We start from the raw sequence: 18,240 nt of genomic DNA, 5'->3' as shown, positions 1-18,240 counted from the left end.
TTCTTTGGTGTATAATGTTTACAATGAATTTTTGGGCGGTTAGGACGAATGCAAAAAAAAATTAAGATTCTTTTAGTGCAAAGCGATTGCGATGCCGCAAATCAAACGGTGCATTTTATGGAGAATGTCGGGTTTGAGGTCGACGTTTCGGAGACGGCGGTGGACGGGCTTTTAAAACTCTCGCTTCATGCTTACGACATGCTTTTGTTGGATTTAAGCCTGCCCGATTTTAGCGGTTTGGAAGTGATTAAACAGATCAACAACCAAAGTTCCATTCCGATTATCGTGTTAAGTGCCTACAACGACACCGCGATCAAAATACAGGCTTTTCGTTTCGGCGTGGACGATTATTTATGCAAGCCTTTCGTTTTGGAGGAGCTAGAAGTACGTATTTGGGCGATTTTAAAACGTTGTTCGCGCATCAAATTGGACGTCGCTAGAAAAAGTTTGGCGATCGATTACAATACGCAGACGATTTTATTTAACCAACAACCGCTCTCCTTGACCGCCATCGAATATAAAATTCTTGCTTTCCTCATAGAAAATAAAAATCGCGTGGTTTATCGTAACGTTTTAGCCATTCATCTCTCCTCTCTCAGTTCTCCTCAATCGTTAAATTACCATATCCAAAATATTCGCAAAAAGTTGGGAGATAACCCAAAAAAGCCGATTTATCTGATGACCGAATACGGAACGGGTTATAGGCTTGTCTTATAAAAAGAGGTTTCTCTAACGATCCTCATAATGAGCTGATAATACACGAAGTTTTGTCCGCTATACTTCGTGTATCTAGCTTGGGGCATGCTAATGAATTTTTCCGACATTGAGGCGTTAAAAATACGCACTAAACCGCTTTTTCTTTTATACGCTGAAGACGACGAAGAAATTCGTTGTTCGATGTTGGATATTCTCAAAGATTTTTTCGGACACGTCGACACGGCGCAAGACGGAGAAGAGGCGTATCGACTCTTTCTTGAAGCAAGACGACCTTACGATTTGGTGATGAGCGATATCAAAATGCCGAAAATGAACGGTTTGGAGTTAATCGCTAACATACGTAAACACTCTCGTGACGTCGCAACGATCGTTACTTCCGCGTATAACGACAGCGAGTTCTTTATCGAAACGATTCGCTTAAACGTCAACGGCTATATTTTAAAACCCCTCGAACTCGACCAATTTTTTGAAACGCTTGCTTCCACCGTCGAGACGATTGTGATGAAACAAGAGACCAAAGCTTACATGTACGGTTTGGAACAGACGATTTTGACGCAAAATCATGCGCTTGAAGAGCAACGTTACAGTGACCCTTTAACCAAACTTTCCAATAAAAACGCACTCGATTTGATGTTGAAAGAGATTTCCTCCGACGACGTACCGGCTCTTTTCCTGATTACGATCGATCAATTTAAAAATTACAATAAACTCTACGGTATGGAGATCGGCAACGATATTCTTAAAGCCTTTGCAGACGTTTTAAAAGAGGTGGCGCAGTCTCTTTTTTACAGCACGTTTCGCATTGGGACCAACGAATTTGTGATGCTCTCGATCGATCAACAGCTCGATCCCGAAAAGATTTACGAAGACGTTCAAGCAACCTTGGAGGCCCTCGACGGTTTGGAGTTAAAAGTCGACGCGTTAAGCGAAAAAATCTTGATTCATATCTCGATGGGCGTGACGTTCGATCAGGAAAATCTTTTCAATAAAGCCTTTACCGCACTTGATTTTGCCAAGCAAACAGGAAAAAGTTTCGTCGTTTATACAAGCAATCTTGACGAAACCGAATCCTTATCGAACGATTTTTATTGGCAAGACGTCATTAACGACACGCTTAACCAAGACAACGTCGTTCCGTTCTTTCAGCCGATTTGCAATGCCGATAAGCGCATCGTCAAGTATGAGGCGTTGATTCGCATTCGCACGAAAGATAAATTTGGAGTGGAGCAATACGTCTCTCCGTACTATTTTCTCGATATTGCGCGCCGAACGAAACAGTATGACATGTTAAGTTTTTGTATGATCGAAAAAGTTCTCGAAAAAGCACAAGCCAACTTAGATCTTGATTTTTCGATCAATTTTAGTTTTCGGGATATGCTCAATAAAGAGATTCGCGATTGCGTGCGTGCGAAAATCATCGATTACCAAGAGAAGCATCAACGATTTAACTTGGTGTTTGAGGTTGTAGAAAGTGAAAAAATCGGAGATTTTAATACGATCAAGCATTTTTTAAAATACGTCAAGTATGAAAAAGCGCCTATTGCGATCGACGATTTTGGGACGGGGTATTCCAACTTTACCAACATTATGGAGATGCATCCGGCTTACTTGAAAATCGACGGGAGCTTGATTAAAAACATCGACCACGATACTCAATCGTTTCAGCTGGTCAAAGCGATCGTCTCGTTTGCCAAAGCTTTGCAAATCAAAACGATTGCCGAGTTCGTGCATAACGAAGCGGTTTTCGATACGTTGATCCCCTTAGGCATCGACGAATTTCAAGGGTATTTTATCGGTAAACCGCAACAAGAGCTGCTCAACTAACGCCTTGTTACGCCAGATCGATTTCGATCATTTTACCGTTTAAAATTTCGGCAAATTCGACGCCGTAACCAAAGCATCGTTGAAGCTCTTCTTCGGTGGGAATCAGCTTGATTTTCATCGGCTCTAGCGGAGGAACCCTGAGTTTGAGAGCTTTCAAGCGCGCAAGAATATGATCGATGGCTTCACCGCTCCAGCCGTAAGAGCCGAACGCTCCGGCACTTTTACCTTGCTTATCCAAAAACATCAAACACGAAAGCAGATTCCAGACCGGTTTGGGCGCATCGGCGTTAATGGTCGGCGTTCCGATTAAAAATCCGTCGCTCTCTTCCAGAATCCGAATCATATTTTGCTCTTCGATAGACGCCAAATCGTAGATATTGGTTACGATGTTTTCCACGCTCTCCGCACCCTCGTAAATGGCTTGCGCCATCTCTTGCGTGTTTTTGTAGCTCGTCAAATAAAAAATCGAGAGAACTTTTTGCCCCTCTTTATGGCGTTCGAGCTTGGTGCTCCATTGACGGTATGCTTCGATATACGTGGAAGGATTTTCGCGAATGATCGGACCGTGAAGCGGCGCGATCGTTTGAATATCCAAGCGATCGTAGAGTTTAAGCGCACTTTTCACATAGCTTTGAAACGGGCGCATAATATGGTCGTAATAATATTCAAACGCATACCAAAAATCGCCCACTTTATCGTTAAAAAGGCGTCGATCGCAATAGTGCGCCCCGAAAACGTCGCCGCTAAAGAGCAGTTTGTCCTCTTCGACGTACGAACTCATCGTCTCGGGCCAATGCAAATAAGGCGTGCTCAAAAACGTTAAGGTTTTGTTTCCTAAACGCAGTTGTTTGTTGGTCCAGATCGTTTCAAAGTCGATATTTTCGCTTCCGGTAAGGGCTTTGAGCATCGTCGTGGCTTGCGGCGATATCAAGACTTTAGCATGCGGTGCGCGCGCGATGAGTTCGGGAAGTGCCCCCGAATGATCGGGCTCGATGTGATGAACGATGACGTAGCGAATCGCCGCATAATCGCATAAAGACTCGATGCGGTTAAAAAAAAGTTCCTGAAACTCTTTTTTGACGGTATCGACGATGATAACGCCTTGGCTTGTTTGAATCAAATAAGCGTTATAGCTCGAGCCGTTAGCGGTGTGCATCACGATGTCGAACGTTCGAATATCGGGATCGAGTACGCCTATGTAAAAAATATCCGGTGCGATTTCAAGAGGCAGAGGGTGCATGTAAAAACCTTTGCATCCACAAAGGAGGTTGCGTGTTTTTGAGCCGTAAAAGCGTGTTTAAAACATCCTCGATGGGTTCGTTCTCTTTTTCGCTTTTTAAAACAAAAATACCCGAGCCCTTGACCAAGAGCGAAGCACGCGGTCCGATATGGGAAGCACAGAGGATATTCGCATCTTCCAAACAGGCAATTTTATAGGCAAGTTTATCGCCTTCTTCGCTGTGTTCGTTCGGTGAAGGAAGCGTTTTTAAAAAGCTAAAAGAGTCGTTATGAAGTTCGTACATGTAAAAGCATTTGCACCATCCGAAATGGTCGTTGACATGGAGGTTATCTGTTGATGCAAATGCTATTTTCATCGTATTTCCTTACGCGTTAACGGGAACGTGCGCTTGGCGATCAGCGATAGAGATAGCTTCGCGATACGGTTTAGGGGAAACTTCGGGAAACATGATGCCGTTTTTCTTATGCTCGCGGATATTGTACAAACCGCTTTCGTGACCCGATACGTAGTACGCGTTAAATTCTGCCGTATAAGGCATATCCCAAACGATAGCGCCCTCGGTGGGACAGGCGTCTGCACATTTTGGCATCGTACCGTCGGCACATTCGATGCACTTTTCGGGCTTAACGTACGTTGTTTCGCCGTTGATAGGCGAATCGGATGCACTTACGATCGCGGTTGCGGGGCACTCGTCGATACAACTGTCGCAATTGATGCAAAGTTCGGTGATTTTGACTGCCATGATAGATCCTTTACATGTAAAATAGTGTCTCTCAAAAAACCTTTGTAAAAATCAACCCTGAGGCAAATAAGGGCATATTTGCATCAGGGTCGCGTTGAGTAAGGGTTTTTAAAGGTACACGCTTTCTACATTGCATAAGGTGTTCCTTTGGAGATAAAAAAGTCAAAGGAACACCTCTTGCAAATTAAGCTATATGGTAAATACGAAACTGATCAAGGATTTGTTAAACGAGAGTGCTTGTTCTCATAACAAAACCAAAAAAAGTAGCTGTGATAAACCCAAACCCGGAGCGACAAGCGGAGGGTGTGCGTTTGAAGGAGCGCAAATATCCCTCTTTCCTTATGCCGACGCCGTGCACCTCGTACACGGTCCGGACACCTGTCTTGGTGCTTCGTGGGAAACACGAGCAACGCTTACAAGCTATCAAGGCGAGAATAATACGCCTTTGGGATATTGCACGAACGTGACGACGCAAGACATCATTTTCGGCGGCGACAAGAAGCTAGCTTCGGCTTTGGCGTACATCGTAGAGCATAAAAAGCCTAAGGCGATTTTTGTCTACGAAACATGCGTCACGGCGATGATCGGGGACAACATCGACTATACATGTAAGGTTGCACAAGAGCAGTTCGGTCTTCCGATCGTTGCGGTGCATGCTCCCGGATTCGTCGGCAGTAAAAACCTTGGCTCAAGACTTGCCGGCGAAGCGGTTTTGGACGCACTCATCGGCACGAAAGAGCCTGAGACGATTCATCCTTACGGTATTAATTTGATCGGCGATTACAACGTGACGGGAGATATGTGGCAGTACCGTCCGATTTTAGAGCGCATCGGCATTCACGTCGTTTCGACGCTTTCGGGTGACGGACGTATCGAGGCGATCCAACAAGCGCATACCGCCAAACTCAACGTCATCGTCTGTGCGAAGTCGTTAGTGACCTTGTGCCGCAAGATGCAAGAGCGTTACGGTATTCCTTACGTGAGCGTTTCGTTTTACGGTAAGCGCGATACTTCAAACGCCATTCGCTCCATCGTCAACGCGTTTGGAGATGCGGATTTGTCGGCACGCGCCGAGCGGGTTATCGCCGAAGAAGAGGCAAAGCTCGAGGAGCGTTTGGCTCCGTATCGATTGTTGCTTAAAGGGAAAAAAGCGATTTTAAATACCGGCGGCAACAAGTCGTGGTCGATCGCTTCGGCACTTCAGGACATCGGTATCGACGTGGTTGCAACGTCGATTCAAAAGGCGACCGAAGAAGACATCGCCATCGCCAAAGAGTACGTGCCGATCGTGTTTAAAAGTCCCGCAACCGAACAACCGCGTCTCATCGACGAACATAAGGTCGATATTTTATTAGCGGGCGGGCGTAGCCTTTATACGGCGATTAAGAAGCGCATCGCCTTTGTCGACGTCAATCAAGAGAAAAAAGTGAGTTACGGAGCGTACGGCGGACTTGAAAATCTAGCACTCGACGTTTGTGCGGCGTTACGCAATCCCGTTTTTAAACTCGTCGGAACACAAGCACCGTGGGAAGCGGCTTAGGAGGATCATATGAGTACGGCATTTTCGTTGAAAGAGGCAAAAACAAACACGCTTAAACCCTTACATGTCAATCCGCTGAAGCTTTCGCAACCGATGGGTGCGACCTTGGCGTTTTTAGGGATCAAAAACTGTATGCCTTTAATGCACGGAGCGCAAGGGTGCGCTTCGTTTACGAAAGTGCTTTTTACGCGTCACTTTAACGACCCGATCGCGATTCAAACAACCGCGGTCAACGATATTAGCGCGGTAATCGACGGCGGGGAAAGGGGCATCTCCGAAGCGATCGAGAATATTACGAAAAAAACGACGCCCGATTTGGTCGGTCTTTTTACGACGGGAATGACCGAAACCAAAGGGGATGACATCAAAGGCGCAACGCTGCTTTTGAAGGAAAAGCAAAAAATCGTTTACGTACATACGCCCGATTTTGAAGGCGGATTGGAGAGCGGTTGGAGCTTAAGCGTTCAAAATATCATAACGCAACTCGTTGCACCCGCAAGCGAAGTGAAAAAAGAGAAAGCCTTACTCGTCCCCAACGTCAATATGAGTCCGATCGAAGTCGAAAAACTCAAAGAAGCGATGGAAGAATTGGGATTTGACGTGTTTGCCCTTCCGGATTTGAGCGATTCGCTTGACGGACATTTGGGCGTGAAACAAGGCTCTTTAAGCGGCGGCGGAATTTTAGTACGCGACATCGAAGCACTCGGTGATTGCGGGCTTGTTGTCACGATAGGGCGTTCGGTTCGAAAATGCGGCGAGCTTTTTTCGGAGAAAAACGCACAAACGAAACATGTGCATTTTGACACCTTAACGGGCTTGGAAGCTAGCGATCGCTTTTACGCCGAGATGTTGGCGTATCTTGGCATTCAAAGCGTTCCTAACCGTGTCAAGCGTTGGCGAGCACGCTTGCAAGACGTTCTTTTGGATACCCATTTCGTTTTAGGCAAAAGCAAAGTCATCATTGCCGACGAACCCGATAGCGCGTATGCCATTGCCAAAGCGTTGTTAGAAGTCGGCACTTCCATTGAAGTTTTTATCGCGCAACGAAGCGAGATTCAAGAAGAGTTTACATGTGAAGTTCGCATCGGCGATTTTGAAGAGGTCGAAACGTCTTTGCCGCTTTCTGACATGTTGATTTCCAACTTCCACGGCGAACGTCTGGCCCATCGCTACCATAAAGCTTTGTTGATTCGAGGATTTCCCAATTATGAGCAAGTCGGCGTCGGGCTTCGCAACACTATTTTGTACGAGGGTAGTTGCACGTTTTTGTGCGAAGTCAACAATCTGTTAGTACATCATCAAGCGTCACAATAATTTACCTAACACAAGGGGGTTTGAGTATGGTTCAAGAAGGAGACACGTCGCGTTACAATGCCTTTATCCCCGAGGTGGTCGCTTATCAAAAAGCACTCGATCAACTTTCCGAACGATGGAATTTACTCTCTTTACTAGGGCAAATGAGTAACATCGGTATGGATATTTCCGAAACACGACAAGCCTTTAGCCTCCTTTCCGAACAACTTTTAGGACGACTGTGCGAAGAGACCGTTAAAAAACTTTCGACCGAAATGTGTTCCAAAGCGCAAGTCGCCATCGATATTTTGATACGCAATTTGTTCGAACGAACCGCAGACGTCGGTTTTTTGGCGACGGACGTTAGCTTATGCGATTTTGCGACGATGGACGCGCCCGCACAACGCGATGCGCTGGCTTCTATACAAGCACGGTTTGCCGAGTACATCGAAAAATACAGCGTTTACGACGACGTGCTCTTGTTTGATTTGGACGGTACGCTCATCGCTTCGACGCACGGCGAAAAATTAGGTAAGAAAATCGATCGGCGTTTTATCGATACGGCGTTGAACACGTCCAAAGAGTACGTTGAAAATTTCGGTATCTATCCCATCGTCAACGACAAAGAGAGTTTGATCTACTCCTACCGCGTCTGCGACGATCAGGGCAAACCTTTGGCGGTGCTGGGATTGGTGTTTAAATTTCAAGACGAAATGCACGTGATTATCTCTCCTTTGATCGATCATGAAACGTGGACGGATATTTTGCTCTTAGACGCTAAAAATCGCACGATTTACAGTAGTAACCCGTTTCATTACCCTTTGTGTGCGCCGCACAAAACCGTTTTGAATCGAGTCGATACGGTACCCTTTTTAGCCCAAGAGTACGTTGCATGTACGAAGCAGACCAAAGGGTATCAGGGGTTTTTCGGTTTGGGATGGCAATCCCACGCGCTCATACCGCTTTCGTTTGCATTTTCCAAAAAACAAGCGCATTTGCCTTTTAGCGATGAACAGACAAAAATCATTAAAAACTCGTCGCTTTTTTCCGAAGAGTTCACGAATATCCCTTCCAAAGCCGAAGCGATTCAGCGCAAACTCGATATGACGATTTGGAACGGAAACGTGCAAATCGCCAATCAAAAAAGCGGCGATAATTCGTTTTCAAAATCGCTTCTCAACGAGATCTCGCGTACGGGCGCACAAACGAAAAAGACTTTTGAGGAGTCGATCGGCAATTTGAATTGGACGGTGGTGGCTTCGTATATTAACGATGCGGCGTTTCGTGCGACGTTGGCGATCGATATTATGGATCGCAACCTTTACGAGCGTGCCAACGATTGCCGTTGGTGGGCGCTCAGTCCCGTGTTTATTAAAGCCTTTAGCGCTAAGTATAAAGATTTTAGTACGATTAAAAAAGAGTTCGGACGCGAGATGAGTGATGTTCTTAGCACGATCAACGCACTTTACACCGTTTATGCGCACCTGCTTGTATACGATGCGCAAGGATGTGTTTTGGCGGTCAGTCAAGAAAAATACGCGCATTTCGTCGGGAAACGTATCGGTGCGCCTTATATCGCTCAAACCTTGGCGTTAAAAAGTTCTAAAGAGTATGTCGTCAGTGCCTTCGAACCCAGCGAACTGTACGAAGGCAAATACACGTATATCTATAATGCTCCGATCTTTATCGAAGGGCACAAAGAGGCATTGGGAGGCATTGCGATCGTTTTTGACGCTCAAGCGCAATTTGAGGCGATGTTGCATGACGTGATTGGCGAAGACGAACGCTCTTTCGCACTGTTTATCGAAGCTAAAACCCAAACGATCATCGCATCGACGTCGCCTAAAATGAACGTAGGCGAGCGTTGCCGTTTTTGTGACACGAACGAAAAAATCGTTTTAATCGACGATGATTATTATATCGTCGGGAAAGCGTTATCCAAAGGGTATCGCGAGTATAAAGTCAGCGACGGATACGTCAACGACGTTTTTGCGGTCGTGTGTATTCGTATCGCGCATAAAAACGCTTTGACGCAAGAGGCGAAAAAAGTCCACGCAAAACATTATGCGTATCCTAAAGTCACGGCAAGCGAAAAAAGCGTCGATCTTTCGACGTTTTGGCTATACGGAAACTTGTACGCGATACAAAGCGAGCAGATCTACGCCGCGTTAGAAGGGCAAGACGTCACAAAAGTGATCGGTTCGGACGAAATCTACGTCGGTATGATTACGTGGAATAATAAAACGATCCCCGTTGCTTCGTTGGCAAAGTATTTTCAACACGAACGCAGTTACGATAAAGAAAAAAATTATATTATCGTTTTGAAGGGAAACGACGATCATCCTTTCGGATTGGTGATCGATGCGGTACAAGATAGTCCCGAAGTGCCCATTCGTTGCATCGACGAGACGAACCAAGCGATGCTCGGGCAACATACCCTCACTAAAGCCATCGTCAAATCAGATGCCGGACAGGAAAAAGCGGAGATGCTTTCGATTTTAGATCCGCTAAAAATTGAGCGGTATTTACTGTTGGAAAAACAAGGAAGGTAGCATAGAAGGGTTGCCTTCTATGCTCAAAAAGACTCAGGCAGGTTCTGCCGTTGTTGCGGCGGCGGCCGCCATCGTCGCTTTTTTCTTACTGCGTTCCATGGATTGAAGGACGAGGTATTGCTCACCGAATTTAAGCATATTGTCCATCTCGTCGTCGTACTCGGCGTAATGTCCTTCTTCGTCTAAAACCAGTTCTTCAAAGAGCTTTTTGGTCACGCTGTCGGCGTTATTGCCGCACTCGATCGCAAATTGGTTGTACATCGTTACCGCATCGTCTTCGCCTTGACGTGCAAATTCGAGCATCGCTTTGACGTCGGTAATTTGTTGAACCTCTTGGGCGGCTTTCATCTCGATGGTTCCTTTTAAGAAAAGCACGCGATCGGCTAAACGTTCGATATGAAGCATTTCGGCAATCGCGATACGTTTAAAAAGGGTTGAAAGTAAGTCGTATCCTTGATCGTCGCAATGAAAATGAAAAAACATGTACTGATGAACCGTGGCAAGCTCGTCGGCAATAGCGCGATTGAGCAACTCGATACTTTTATCTCGTTTCATACGTTCTCCTTAGAGGTTGGTGAATTATATCCTACCATAAACTTGGCTAGAAACGACTAAGAAGAACGCGTGGTCGTTGACATGTCAATAATCGTGCGGTATTCCTTTGATGTGTAACATAAAATGTTCCTTGTTGTCGACGTCCTCGAGCCATCCGTAATTGGCATCGCTTTTATCGTCCAACTCTTTGATATAGGGTTTGATGTCCAAAAGCGGCGTACCGTCAAAGACGTCGAGTCCCGATACGATGATTTTACGATCGATAACGTTAACGAGCTTTACGATACTCAGTCCGATAGGATTGGGGCGATTGGGCGTACGCGTCGCAAAAAGACCCAACTCCTTGTTCTTAAGCCAAGGCGGCGTCAAGCGCATTTTCGGTTTTTCGTGAAGCCGATCGATATAAAACAGAAGGTAGATGTATTTAAAACGCAACAACTCTTTAAGCCCGTCCGTATAGGCTTCGTTGAGATCGATATAAAATTCTCCGGCGTCGTTTGAAACCGGCTGGTATGGGGCATTGTTACGGTAGGGTGTGTGAATAACTCCGATCGGCTCAAAGCGTATCATAGAAAAACTCCTCATATTATTTTTGTTTAGTTTATCTTATCGGAACTAAATTTGTCTACGGAACACTTTTTGAAAATACATCCGTAAGTTTAAGGATAGGAGGAACACACCGATGGTTAAAGTAGCGTTTTTTACGAACGATTTGAAAAACATTGATGCACATTTCGGTTCAGGCGAGCAGTTTGCCGTTTACGACGTCGATGCAAACGGTTATAGTCTACACGGCGTTATTCCGACCGGTGAAGAGCGCACCGAGGGCAGAGTCGAGATGCTCGTTAACGAACATGTCGATATTATGTACTGTGTCGAGATCGGACCTGCGGCAGCGGCAAAAGTCGTCAACGGAAAGATTTTCCCTATCAAATATAAAACTGTCGTCAACATCGAAGACGAATTGGAAAAGCTCACCTCTATGATGGCGACCAATCCTCCTCCGTTTATCAAAAAAATTTTAGAAGCAAGGGCATAGGTTATGAACGAGCTTGAAAAATTGTTTATCGAAACGCTGATTTCACAGACCCGAGCACTCGATCAGTTCGGTACGTGGGCAAAAAAAAGCGATGAAGAGCTTTTGTGCGAAAAATACGTCAAAAGCAAAGAAGAGCTTAAAAATGTTCCCATCATTGCCGACATCGATGAGATGCAGATTCAAGATATTCGTCTCATTTTTCAAGCGATCGCTTTGGCGTTTGAACTCAAAACGGGTGTGATGTGTTCGGTCGTGATGGAGATGAGTCACGAGGGTTTCGGTCGGGCGGTCGTCTTGGCGGATAAAATCGTCGTGACGAATAAATTTTTTAAAGATGCGCACCGTTACAGTTTCCGCACGTATGAAGACGTGGTCAAAGAAGGCGGTAAGATGCTCAAAAGCGCAATTGAAATTTACGAACAATACACTTTAAAAGTAGGATAGAACGATGGCTAATATCGGTATTTTTTACGCGAGTGCGGGCGGTAATACGACGCAAATCGCCGAGGCGTTGAAAGAAGCGTTTGAGGTTGAAGACGATGCGTGCGTTTTAATGGAAGACGACTTCGATAGCGTTGAGCAGTTTGAGGAATTCGATGTCCTTTTCTTCGGAAGTTCGACATGGGGACAAGGCGACGTTCACTTTAGCTGGGTCGACGCTCTTTTTGAAATCACTTCCGAAAATATCGATTTTAAAGGCAAAACGATGGCGTTTTTCGGTGCGGGCGATAGTAAGACGCACGGAGAACATTTTTGCAGCGCTTTGGGCAAGTTTTATCAGATTTTTTCCAAAGCGGGTGCGAAGGTTATCGGTTTTGTCGATGCTAGCGATTACGATTACGAGGCGAGCTTGGCGTGCGTGGGAGATAAATTTTGCGGTTTGGCTATCGACAATATCAATGAAGAGGACAAATCCGAAGAGCGTATCGAAAAGTGGATAGCGCAACTTAAAAAAGAATTGGCGTAAAGGATACGACATGAGAACGCTGGAGCAATTTTATCAATTAAGAGCGGCAGAAGACTACTTTGATTTTTTTGCTATCGAGTATGACGAACACATCGTTCACGTTAAGCGTTTTCACATTATGAAAGAGTACGGCACGTTGATTAAAAAGGGTTTTGAGTTTTACAAAGGCGATGAAAAATACTTGATGGATTTTTTAAAGTTTGCTTTGATGCGCGTTTATATGGACTATAAACACGGCCATTCCCCGAGTGCCGCGGAAGTGTGGGGTATGGCGGAAGACGGACATGCCAAAGGGTGTGCTTCGTGTACGACGTCTTCGCAAAAAGGAGGCAGTTGTGATTGTTGATCCAAACGTCGTATTACACGATACGGTCACCGCAAAGTTGTCGGGTAAAGACGAAGCCAAAGCAAAGTTTTTTCTCGGACAGAAAGTAAAATTGCTCGAAGACGTGAAAAACGACGGAACCTATCCGTACCTTCAAATCGGCGAAGTGATGATTCAAAAAGGCTCGATCGGTTATATCCGATCCGTCGGGGATTTTTTACAAGTCATACGCGTTTACGAAGTTCATTTTTTAGACGCCGAAGCGGTTGTCGAAGTGATCGGATGTAGGGAACACGAATTAGAGGCGATGGAGCCGTATCGCGATCTTGAAGCCGAAGAGCATGCGTGGATGAGTGAGCATTACAAAAACAAATCTTAGTAAGGAGGAAGTGTTATGGCCAAAGTGATTTTTATGCATTTTGATGCGGAAAAAGACGGTATTTACGATGCCAAAATCGGCGAACCCGTTGTTCGTTTAGCGAAAGAAAAAGGGATTCCTATTACGTTTGATCCCAAAGATCATTCGACGTGCCTGATTAGCGTTGAGCATATTAGCGAAGAGGAACCGACGAGTTATATGGAAGACGAAGAGCTCGATGAACTCGTCAAGTTAGGTGCGATTAGCCAAGAAGACGCCGATATTTGCCAACAATTTACCGTAAGCCCGAAAATTCGCATCGCTTCGATGATGATGATTAAGGGCGATGTTTTGATTAAACCATTTAAAAAGTAAAGGATCAACCATGACAACAAGAGTAGAAATCGTCAACGACTTTTTAGCCGTCAACGTTAAACCGGGTGCTACCATTCAAGACGTCGTAGAAGCAAGCGGAAGCGCATTGCCCTTTGGCTGTCGTGACGGTCAATGCGGAACGTGTGCCGTGGAGATCGTTCAAGGTATGGAGTTTTTATCGCCTAAAACCGACAAAGAGATCAAGGTTTTAAAAGAGATACTTGCAAGTACATGTACACCCAATACGCGCCTTTCATGCCAGATGAAAATCGAAAAGCCAAACGGCGTCGTTCGTATCAAATACTAATCCTTCTTTTCAAGAGTCGCTACGCATTCAAACATCCCGCGTAGCCTCTTTTTCCCCGTCTCGACCCCTTGTTACATTTTTGTAAAATCTCTTTTAAAATGCATAAAAATTAATCAAGAAAAAAATGAAAATAGCTCATAAATAGGGCATACTTTTTGTATGAGAAGTATCAATCTAGAATTTAAACAAAAGCAGAGTCTTAACCTCTCGCTCAAACTTTGGCTCCCGTTGTTACAGCTACCTCTTCAAGAGTTAAGTACGCATCTTGAAACGCTTTCGTACGAAAATCCGTTTTTAGAGGTCAAACGCCCGTATGAGCATACGATGGGTGCTAGCAGTCACGGCATGGTGGAAGAGTTGGTGTTGAGCCATGAGTCTTTGCATGAAAAGATACTCGAACAAATCGTTCCGCCGCTTTTCCCCACGCCTGTTTCGCAAAAAGTTGCCCACGAGATACTGTGCGACATCAACGAAGAGGGTTATTTTGACGGCGATATCGAACAAATCGCGATCACCTGTAACGTGTATAGCGACTATGTCGAGCGGATACGACAACGTTTTTCCAAGATCGAGCCTTATGGAGTCGGCGCTTTGGATGCGCATGAATCGTTCGTGTTTCAACTCGACGCAATGAGCGACGAGGTCGATGACGAGCTGTATCATTTAGTCTTAAAGATGATCGAACAGATGCACAAAGTCGATAAGTTTTCCAAACATCACCGTTTTGAAGAGGCAAGGGCGGTTTTAAAGAAATTTTCCAACCCTCCGGCATTGGAGTATCAAGCCACACCCAAGCAAATTATTCCCGATTTTTACGTGGAAGTGGATGAAGATATACGGCTTCGGATCAATAACGAATATTACCCCGACATCGTGATTCAAGAGCCTTTTTCGAGCAAAAACGACTCCATCAAAGACAAGCTCAAAGAGGCACGCGACATCGTCAACCTTTTGGAATTACGCAAAAGTACGTTGTATAAGATCGTGCTTTTAATCGTCGAAAAGCAGCTCTCTTTTTTTGTCGGAGGCGAGCTTAGGCCGCTCAATATGAGTCATTTAGCCGATGAACTCTCTTTCGCCGAATCGACGATCTCACGGGCAATTTCGAATAAATACGTCGAATCGAAACAAGGTATTTTCCCGCTAAAGTCGTTCTTTACCAACGCGGTAGCGACCAAAGAGCTCTCTTCCTCCGAGATCAAAAATTTTATTAACCAACAAATCGAATACGAAAACAAAGAAGAGCCTTTAACCGACGACGACTTACTCGAACGGATTGAAAAACGCTTCAACATCAAAATGGTCCGACGCACGATTACGAAATACCGAAAGCTGATGAACGTCGCATCGTCTAAAGAACGCAAAAAAATTTACAAGGTACAAGCATGAACCCCTATACGAAAGAAGAACGCTTAAAGATAGAAGCGACGGTCACGATCTTCTTGCAAGGTTACGCCAAAAATCGTTACTCCAAATACGTCATCGCCCCGCACGTTGCGGCAATGTCGATGCGCGAACGCCACTTGTACGAAGACATGGGTTTTAAAAACCGCGTGCAGATGGGCAAATACATGAAATGCCACTTTCCCAAACTCTTCGAGCTCAAGCCCGCCGATAAACTCTGGAAAAAATTTATCTACGATTCGCTCGATCTTGTCGCCCCCGCATGCTTTACATGTAAAGATCAAACCAACTGCTTCGCCTGTCGATTGGTGGGGTAAGTAAAGAGACAGTTTTCAGTATAGTATAATAGTTGCTGTAAAACTATTTTTTACAAGGATGATACTTGTGTATAAACATAGAAAAAATTAATTGTAAAAATATAGATCTCTCACAACCAAAAGATAATTATATTGCTTATTCTCCAAACATCAAATCAATATCAAATGTAGTTTTTGATGATGTTCATTTGGAAAACTTGCATTTGTCTAGTATAAAAAATTTGCCTAAAGACATTGATTCTATTTCGGTCGATCATTCAACAACGAGCGATGTATCGTTGGTATTTAAAAATTGTGAAATAAAATGCTTAACAATTCAAAATTATAGTCATCCAATTGAATTTAAAAATTGCACTTTTCAAAAAATTGAGGTTTCTCATCAGTTTTTAAATATTATTTTTGATCATTGTACAATCTCAGACTTTAAGATTACCAATTATCATTCGCCCAAAGAACCACCAATAAATAATCAAAATCTTGTCGTTTTGGCTTTTTTGGGAGGAACTATCACAACGATGAATTTGTATGGACTTATAAATTTTACGCATCGTTTATACATCAATCCGCAATCCAAACGAAATGATCAGCCGATGCAAATTTCGATACTTCGTTTGGAAGCTTGTCACTTGATGGATAATTTCAAACTTCACAATGCCGTTATCGATGAAGTTGAAATAACAGACGTTAATTTTGAGTCAAACGCTGATTTTTTTAAATCCGTGTTTAAAAAAGGGGTTGTTTTCGATCTTCAGACAGGAAAAAAATCGCTACAAAGCGATATTGAATTTGCATCAATTAATTTTCGAGGTATGGCATTGTTCGATTCCACGCTCTTTGAACAAAAATTGGTAATGCAATATGCCACCTTTGAAAAAACAACAAATTTTCGTAATGCGACATTTCGAGAAGGTATTGATTTGGACAAGATTAATTCTAAAGAAGGAATCAATTTCTTTAATATATCGGGTTTAAATCCTTTAAATACCTCACAAGAATCTTTTAGAATTATCAAACACAATCTCAAAAAAATTGACAATACGATTGAAGCCAATCATTATCATTCGCTAGAATTAAATGTGCATAGAAAAAATATAAAGATATTTAATAACTCCTCATGTTTCCCGATACAAAGTATTCTTGATTGGGCTGTATCTTCTTTTCATTTTATAAGTTCAAATTATTCAAAAAATTGGCTTCTCTCATTGGCGTGGATGGCTTGTACAAGTATAGGTACAAATTTGTATTTGGGACATAATTTAAGTTTAGAATGTATTTTCAAATACATTAACATTTTAACTACCGTTGATGATTTCGATCAATCTTATATCGCAATGACGCTTAACAAAGTTACATTAGGATACTTATACTATCAGTTTCTAACTGCCGTTAGAATCAATACGAAAGAATAGAAAATAATGTTGTCTATCTCCCACAAAGAGTGATCTGGAGTTTTTGACCTCTCTTTTTCGTTCGTCGGGTGTTCATCCAAGGCATTCGGCATTTCTTACATGTAAAGAAAAAATCCTCAAGGTGCTTTGGTTATAATGGTTTGAAAAAGGAGCTGTCGTGAAAAAAATGTGGTTGTTGTTTTTAGCTACGTTGTCATTGTTTGCACACGACGACGCGGTTCTTGCAAAGCTTTTTGAAGACTACGGCGTGAAAGGCGCGATGCTGATCGAATCGCTGGATGGCAAAGAGCGGTATGTTTACAATGATGTGCGCGCTAAAATACCGCTCTTGCCCGCATCTACGTTTAAAATTCCCCATACGCTCATCGCATTAGACCAAAACGTCGTGAATGCGCAAAGTATCATCGTTTGGGATAAAATTGCGCGAGGTATTCCCGCATGGAACGGCGATCAGACTTTAGAGAGTGCGTTTAAAACCTCGTGTGTTTGGTGTTACCAAAAGTTCGCGCGTCACATCGGCTTGGAAAAGTACGATAGTTACCTTAAAAAAATGCACTACGGCAACGAAAAAACGGGCGATGACGTCGAGCGTTTTTGGTTGGACGGCAAACTTCGCATCAGTGCGGAAGAGCAGATTGCTTTTCTCAAAAAACTCTATCGAAACGAACTTCCTTTTCGCCGAAGCGACATCGATTTACTGAAAAAAATGATGATCGACGAGCAAAGAGAAGAGTGTGTTATACGCGCTAAAACGGGCTGGGCCGTTCCCAAAGATGACGAACATCACGGCTGGTACGTGGGGTATGTGGAAAGTTCTAAAGGCGTTTACTTTTTTGCGACGAATTTACTCACTCCCTCAAGCGACGAATTGCCTTTACGCAAAAGTATTACCTTGGACGCATTGCGATACAAGAAGCTTTTAGAGTGATAAACGGTTTCACATGTCAACGCTCGGTCTTTGAGCTTTGGCGTGCGCCATTCTTCTTTTGTGCTATAATCAAAAAACATCAGCTCAAGGAGGTAGATATGGATTTCGTATTGGGTCAAATTCAATTGTTTGCATTTCACTTCGAGATGGAAGGGTGGCTCTTGTGCGACGGGCGAGCGTTGCCGATTTCTCAAAACCAAGCGTTGTTTTCGCATTTGGGAACGACGTACGGCGGAGACGGACATAGCACGTTTTGCATTCCAAATCTCAAGGACAAAGCACCGCTTCCGGAGTTACGGTACTACATCGCTATTCAAGGGCTCTATCCGATGCGTTCGATGTAAGCTA

At 44.0% G+C, this 18,240-nt stretch carries 22 protein-coding genes; 17 read left to right on the top strand and 5 right to left on the bottom strand.

All coding sequences use genetic code 11. The annotated features are described in order from the left end of the window. The first annotated feature begins 48 nt into the window (after nt 1-48). Together NL930_RS07780 and NL930_RS07775 are read left to right on the top strand one after the other, a co-directional pair. On the top strand, nt 49-717 hold the full coding sequence (locus NL930_RS07780) for a response regulator transcription factor (RefSeq protein ID WP_039674675.1): 669 nt from the start codon (nt 49-51) through the stop codon (nt 715-717). 90 nt (nt 718-807) lie between these two features. Continuing rightward, nucleotides 808-2,541: an EAL domain-containing protein gene (locus NL930_RS07775; protein ID WP_254376270.1), complete on the top strand. Its 1,734-nt coding sequence runs from the start codon at nt 808-810 to the stop codon at nt 2,539-2,541. 7 nt (nt 2,542-2,548) lie between these two features. Here the strand turns inward: NL930_RS07775 and NL930_RS07770 are convergent, their stop codons facing one another. The 3 genes from NL930_RS07770 to NL930_RS07760 are packed head-to-tail and all read right to left on the bottom strand — an operon-like array spanning nt 2,549 to nt 4,523. Continuing rightward, complete coding sequence (locus NL930_RS07770; RefSeq protein ID WP_254376269.1) at nt 2,549-3,781, bottom strand: FprA family A-type flavoprotein; 1,233 nt, start codon at nt 3,779-3,781, stop codon at nt 2,549-2,551. Further along, nucleotides 3,762-4,136 (bottom strand): NifB/NifX family molybdenum-iron cluster-binding protein, encoded by a 375-nt coding sequence (locus NL930_RS07765; protein ID WP_039674668.1) that lies wholly within the window; start codon nt 4,134-4,136, stop codon nt 3,762-3,764. Before NL930_RS07765 ends, NL930_RS07770 begins: the two co-directional genes overlap by 20 nt. A gap of 9 nt (nt 4,137-4,145) precedes the next feature. Next, a complete protein-coding gene (locus NL930_RS07760; protein ID WP_039674667.1) occupies nt 4,146-4,523 on the bottom strand; it encodes a DUF362 domain-containing protein in 378 nt (125 codons plus the stop codon). A gap of 193 nt (nt 4,524-4,716) precedes the next feature. On the opposite strand from NL930_RS07760, the gene NL930_RS07755 reads away from it, so the two are divergent. The 3 genes from NL930_RS07755 to NL930_RS07745 are packed head-to-tail and all read left to right on the top strand — an operon-like array spanning nt 4,717 to nt 9,908. Further along, the gene (locus NL930_RS07755; protein ID WP_254376267.1) at nt 4,717-6,063 is read left to right on the top strand and encodes a nitrogenase component 1; all 1,347 of its coding nucleotides are present in this window, start codon (nt 4,717-4,719) and stop codon (nt 6,061-6,063) included. Nucleotides 6,064-6,072: 9 nt separating this feature from the next. Continuing rightward, a complete protein-coding gene (nifN, locus tag NL930_RS07750; RefSeq protein ID WP_254376266.1) occupies nt 6,073-7,377 on the top strand; it encodes a nitrogenase iron-molybdenum cofactor biosynthesis protein NifN in 1,305 nt (434 codons plus the stop codon). A gap of 26 nt (nt 7,378-7,403) precedes the next feature. Beyond that, entirely contained in the window at nt 7,404-9,908 is a 2,505-nt protein-coding gene (locus tag NL930_RS07745) for a chemotaxis protein CheW (protein WP_254376264.1), read from the top strand. A 33-nt stretch (nt 9,909-9,941) separates the two neighbouring features. Here NL930_RS07745 and NL930_RS07740 read toward each other — a convergent pair whose 3' ends face one another. Both NL930_RS07740 and tsaA read right to left on the bottom strand, forming a co-directional pair. Further along, nucleotides 9,942-10,463, bottom strand: coding sequence for a ferritin-like domain-containing protein (locus NL930_RS07740; protein ID WP_039674661.1), 522 nt, complete (start codon nt 10,461-10,463; stop codon nt 9,942-9,944). A gap of 84 nt (nt 10,464-10,547) precedes the next feature. After that, a complete protein-coding gene (gene tsaA, locus NL930_RS07735; RefSeq protein ID WP_254376262.1) occupies nt 10,548-11,033 on the bottom strand; it encodes a tRNA (N6-threonylcarbamoyladenosine(37)-N6)-methyltransferase TrmO in 486 nt (161 codons plus the stop codon). 112 nt (nt 11,034-11,145) lie between these two features. Between tsaA and NL930_RS07730 the strand changes: the two genes are divergently transcribed. From NL930_RS07730 to NL930_RS07675, 12 genes are all read left to right on the top strand, one after another. Next, nucleotides 11,146-11,502: a NifB/NifX family molybdenum-iron cluster-binding protein gene (locus NL930_RS07730; RefSeq protein ID WP_039674657.1), complete on the top strand. Its 357-nt coding sequence runs from the start codon at nt 11,146-11,148 to the stop codon at nt 11,500-11,502. 3 nt (nt 11,503-11,505) lie between these two features. After that, complete coding sequence (locus tag NL930_RS07725; RefSeq protein ID WP_039674655.1) at nt 11,506-11,946, top strand: NifX-associated nitrogen fixation protein; 441 nt, start codon at nt 11,506-11,508, stop codon at nt 11,944-11,946. Between the two features lie 4 nt (nt 11,947-11,950). After that, nucleotides 11,951-12,469 carry a flavodoxin gene (locus tag NL930_RS07720; RefSeq protein ID WP_254376260.1) on the top strand — a complete coding sequence of 173 codons (519 nt, stop codon included), beginning with the start codon at nt 11,951-11,953 and terminating at the stop codon, nt 12,467-12,469. Nucleotides 12,470-12,479: 10 nt separating this feature from the next. Further along, nucleotides 12,480-12,815: a nitrogenase-stabilizing/protective protein NifW gene (locus tag NL930_RS07715; protein ID WP_039674651.1), complete on the top strand. Its 336-nt coding sequence runs from the start codon at nt 12,480-12,482 to the stop codon at nt 12,813-12,815. Continuing rightward, nucleotides 12,805-13,173, top strand: a complete 369-nt coding sequence (locus tag NL930_RS07710) for a nitrogen fixation protein NifZ (RefSeq protein WP_231964760.1) — start codon at nt 12,805-12,807, stop codon at nt 13,171-13,173. Before NL930_RS07715 ends, NL930_RS07710 begins: the two co-directional genes overlap by 11 nt. Nucleotides 13,174-13,188: 15 nt before the next feature. Then, on the top strand, nt 13,189-13,527 hold the full coding sequence (locus tag NL930_RS07705) for a hypothetical protein (protein ID WP_254376258.1): 339 nt from the start codon (nt 13,189-13,191) through the stop codon (nt 13,525-13,527). A 10-nt stretch (nt 13,528-13,537) separates the two neighbouring features. Next, complete coding sequence (locus NL930_RS07700; RefSeq protein ID WP_039674647.1) at nt 13,538-13,834, top strand: 2Fe-2S iron-sulfur cluster-binding protein; 297 nt, start codon at nt 13,538-13,540, stop codon at nt 13,832-13,834. Nucleotides 13,835-13,993: 159 nt separating this feature from the next. Continuing rightward, complete coding sequence (locus NL930_RS07695) at nt 13,994-15,223, top strand: RNA polymerase factor sigma-54 (protein WP_041962456.1); 1,230 nt, start codon at nt 13,994-13,996, stop codon at nt 15,221-15,223. Then, nucleotides 15,220-15,555: a nitrogen fixation protein NifQ gene (locus tag NL930_RS07690; RefSeq protein WP_039674645.1), complete on the top strand. Its 336-nt coding sequence runs from the start codon at nt 15,220-15,222 to the stop codon at nt 15,553-15,555. Before NL930_RS07695 ends, NL930_RS07690 begins: the two co-directional genes overlap by 4 nt. A 65-nt stretch (nt 15,556-15,620) precedes the next feature. Next, nucleotides 15,621-16,964, top strand: a complete 1,344-nt coding sequence (locus NL930_RS07685; protein ID WP_254376256.1) for a pentapeptide repeat-containing protein — start codon at nt 15,621-15,623, stop codon at nt 16,962-16,964. A 166-nt stretch (nt 16,965-17,130) separates the two neighbouring features. Continuing rightward, nucleotides 17,131-17,892, top strand: coding sequence for a class D beta-lactamase (gene blaOXA, locus NL930_RS07680; RefSeq protein ID WP_254376431.1), 762 nt, complete (start codon nt 17,131-17,133; stop codon nt 17,890-17,892). A gap of 98 nt (nt 17,893-17,990) precedes the next feature. Then, nucleotides 17,991-18,236, top strand: a complete 246-nt coding sequence (locus tag NL930_RS07675) for a phage tail protein (protein WP_254376255.1) — start codon at nt 17,991-17,993, stop codon at nt 18,234-18,236. Nucleotides 18,237-18,240 lie beyond the last annotated feature (4 nt).

Source organism: Sulfurospirillum sp. hDNRA2 (assembly GCF_024206095.2).
Lineage (GTDB): Bacteria > Campylobacterota > Campylobacteria > Campylobacterales > Sulfurospirillaceae > Sulfurospirillum.
Note: the sequence above shows the minus strand (reverse complement) of the source record. Positions and strands in the feature narration are given on the sequence as shown.

Bases quoted from the DNA above. Each gene is read 5' to 3' on its own strand.
- NL930_RS07780 (WP_039674675.1), top strand. From the start codon at position 49: ATGCAAAAAAAAATTAAGATTCTTTTAGTGCAAAGCGATTGCGATGCC.
- NL930_RS07775 (WP_254376270.1), top strand. From the start codon at position 808: ATGAATTTTTCCGACATTGAGGCGTTAAAAATACGCACTAAACCGCTT.
- NL930_RS07770 (WP_254376269.1), bottom strand. From the start codon at position 3,781: ATGCACCCTCTGCCTCTTGAAATCGCACCGGATATTTTTTACATAGGC.
- NL930_RS07765 (WP_039674668.1), bottom strand. From the start codon at position 4,136: ATGAAAATAGCATTTGCATCAACAGATAACCTCCATGTCAACGACCAT.
- NL930_RS07760 (WP_039674667.1), bottom strand. From the start codon at position 4,523: ATGGCAGTCAAAATCACCGAACTTTGCATCAATTGCGACAGTTGTATC.
- NL930_RS07755 (WP_254376267.1), top strand. From the start codon at position 4,717: ATGGTAAATACGAAACTGATCAAGGATTTGTTAAACGAGAGTGCTTGT.
- nifN (WP_254376266.1), top strand. From the start codon at position 6,073: ATGAGTACGGCATTTTCGTTGAAAGAGGCAAAAACAAACACGCTTAAA.
- NL930_RS07745 (WP_254376264.1), top strand. From the start codon at position 7,404: ATGGTTCAAGAAGGAGACACGTCGCGTTACAATGCCTTTATCCCCGAG.
- NL930_RS07740 (WP_039674661.1), bottom strand. From the start codon at position 10,463: ATGAAACGAGATAAAAGTATCGAGTTGCTCAATCGCGCTATTGCCGAC.
- tsaA (WP_254376262.1), bottom strand. From the start codon at position 11,033: ATGATACGCTTTGAGCCGATCGGAGTTATTCACACACCCTACCGTAAC.
- NL930_RS07730 (WP_039674657.1), top strand. From the start codon at position 11,146: ATGGTTAAAGTAGCGTTTTTTACGAACGATTTGAAAAACATTGATGCA.
- NL930_RS07725 (WP_039674655.1), top strand. From the start codon at position 11,506: ATGAACGAGCTTGAAAAATTGTTTATCGAAACGCTGATTTCACAGACC.
- NL930_RS07720 (WP_254376260.1), top strand. From the start codon at position 11,951: ATGGCTAATATCGGTATTTTTTACGCGAGTGCGGGCGGTAATACGACG.
- NL930_RS07715 (WP_039674651.1), top strand. From the start codon at position 12,480: ATGAGAACGCTGGAGCAATTTTATCAATTAAGAGCGGCAGAAGACTAC.
- NL930_RS07705 (WP_254376258.1), top strand. From the start codon at position 13,189: ATGGCCAAAGTGATTTTTATGCATTTTGATGCGGAAAAAGACGGTATT.
- NL930_RS07700 (WP_039674647.1), top strand. From the start codon at position 13,538: ATGACAACAAGAGTAGAAATCGTCAACGACTTTTTAGCCGTCAACGTT.
- NL930_RS07695 (WP_041962456.1), top strand. From the start codon at position 13,994: ATGAGAAGTATCAATCTAGAATTTAAACAAAAGCAGAGTCTTAACCTC.
- NL930_RS07690 (WP_039674645.1), top strand. From the start codon at position 15,220: ATGAACCCCTATACGAAAGAAGAACGCTTAAAGATAGAAGCGACGGTC.
- blaOXA (WP_254376431.1), top strand. From the start codon at position 17,131: ATGTGGTTGTTGTTTTTAGCTACGTTGTCATTGTTTGCACACGACGAC.
- NL930_RS07675 (WP_254376255.1), top strand. From the start codon at position 17,991: ATGGATTTCGTATTGGGTCAAATTCAATTGTTTGCATTTCACTTCGAG.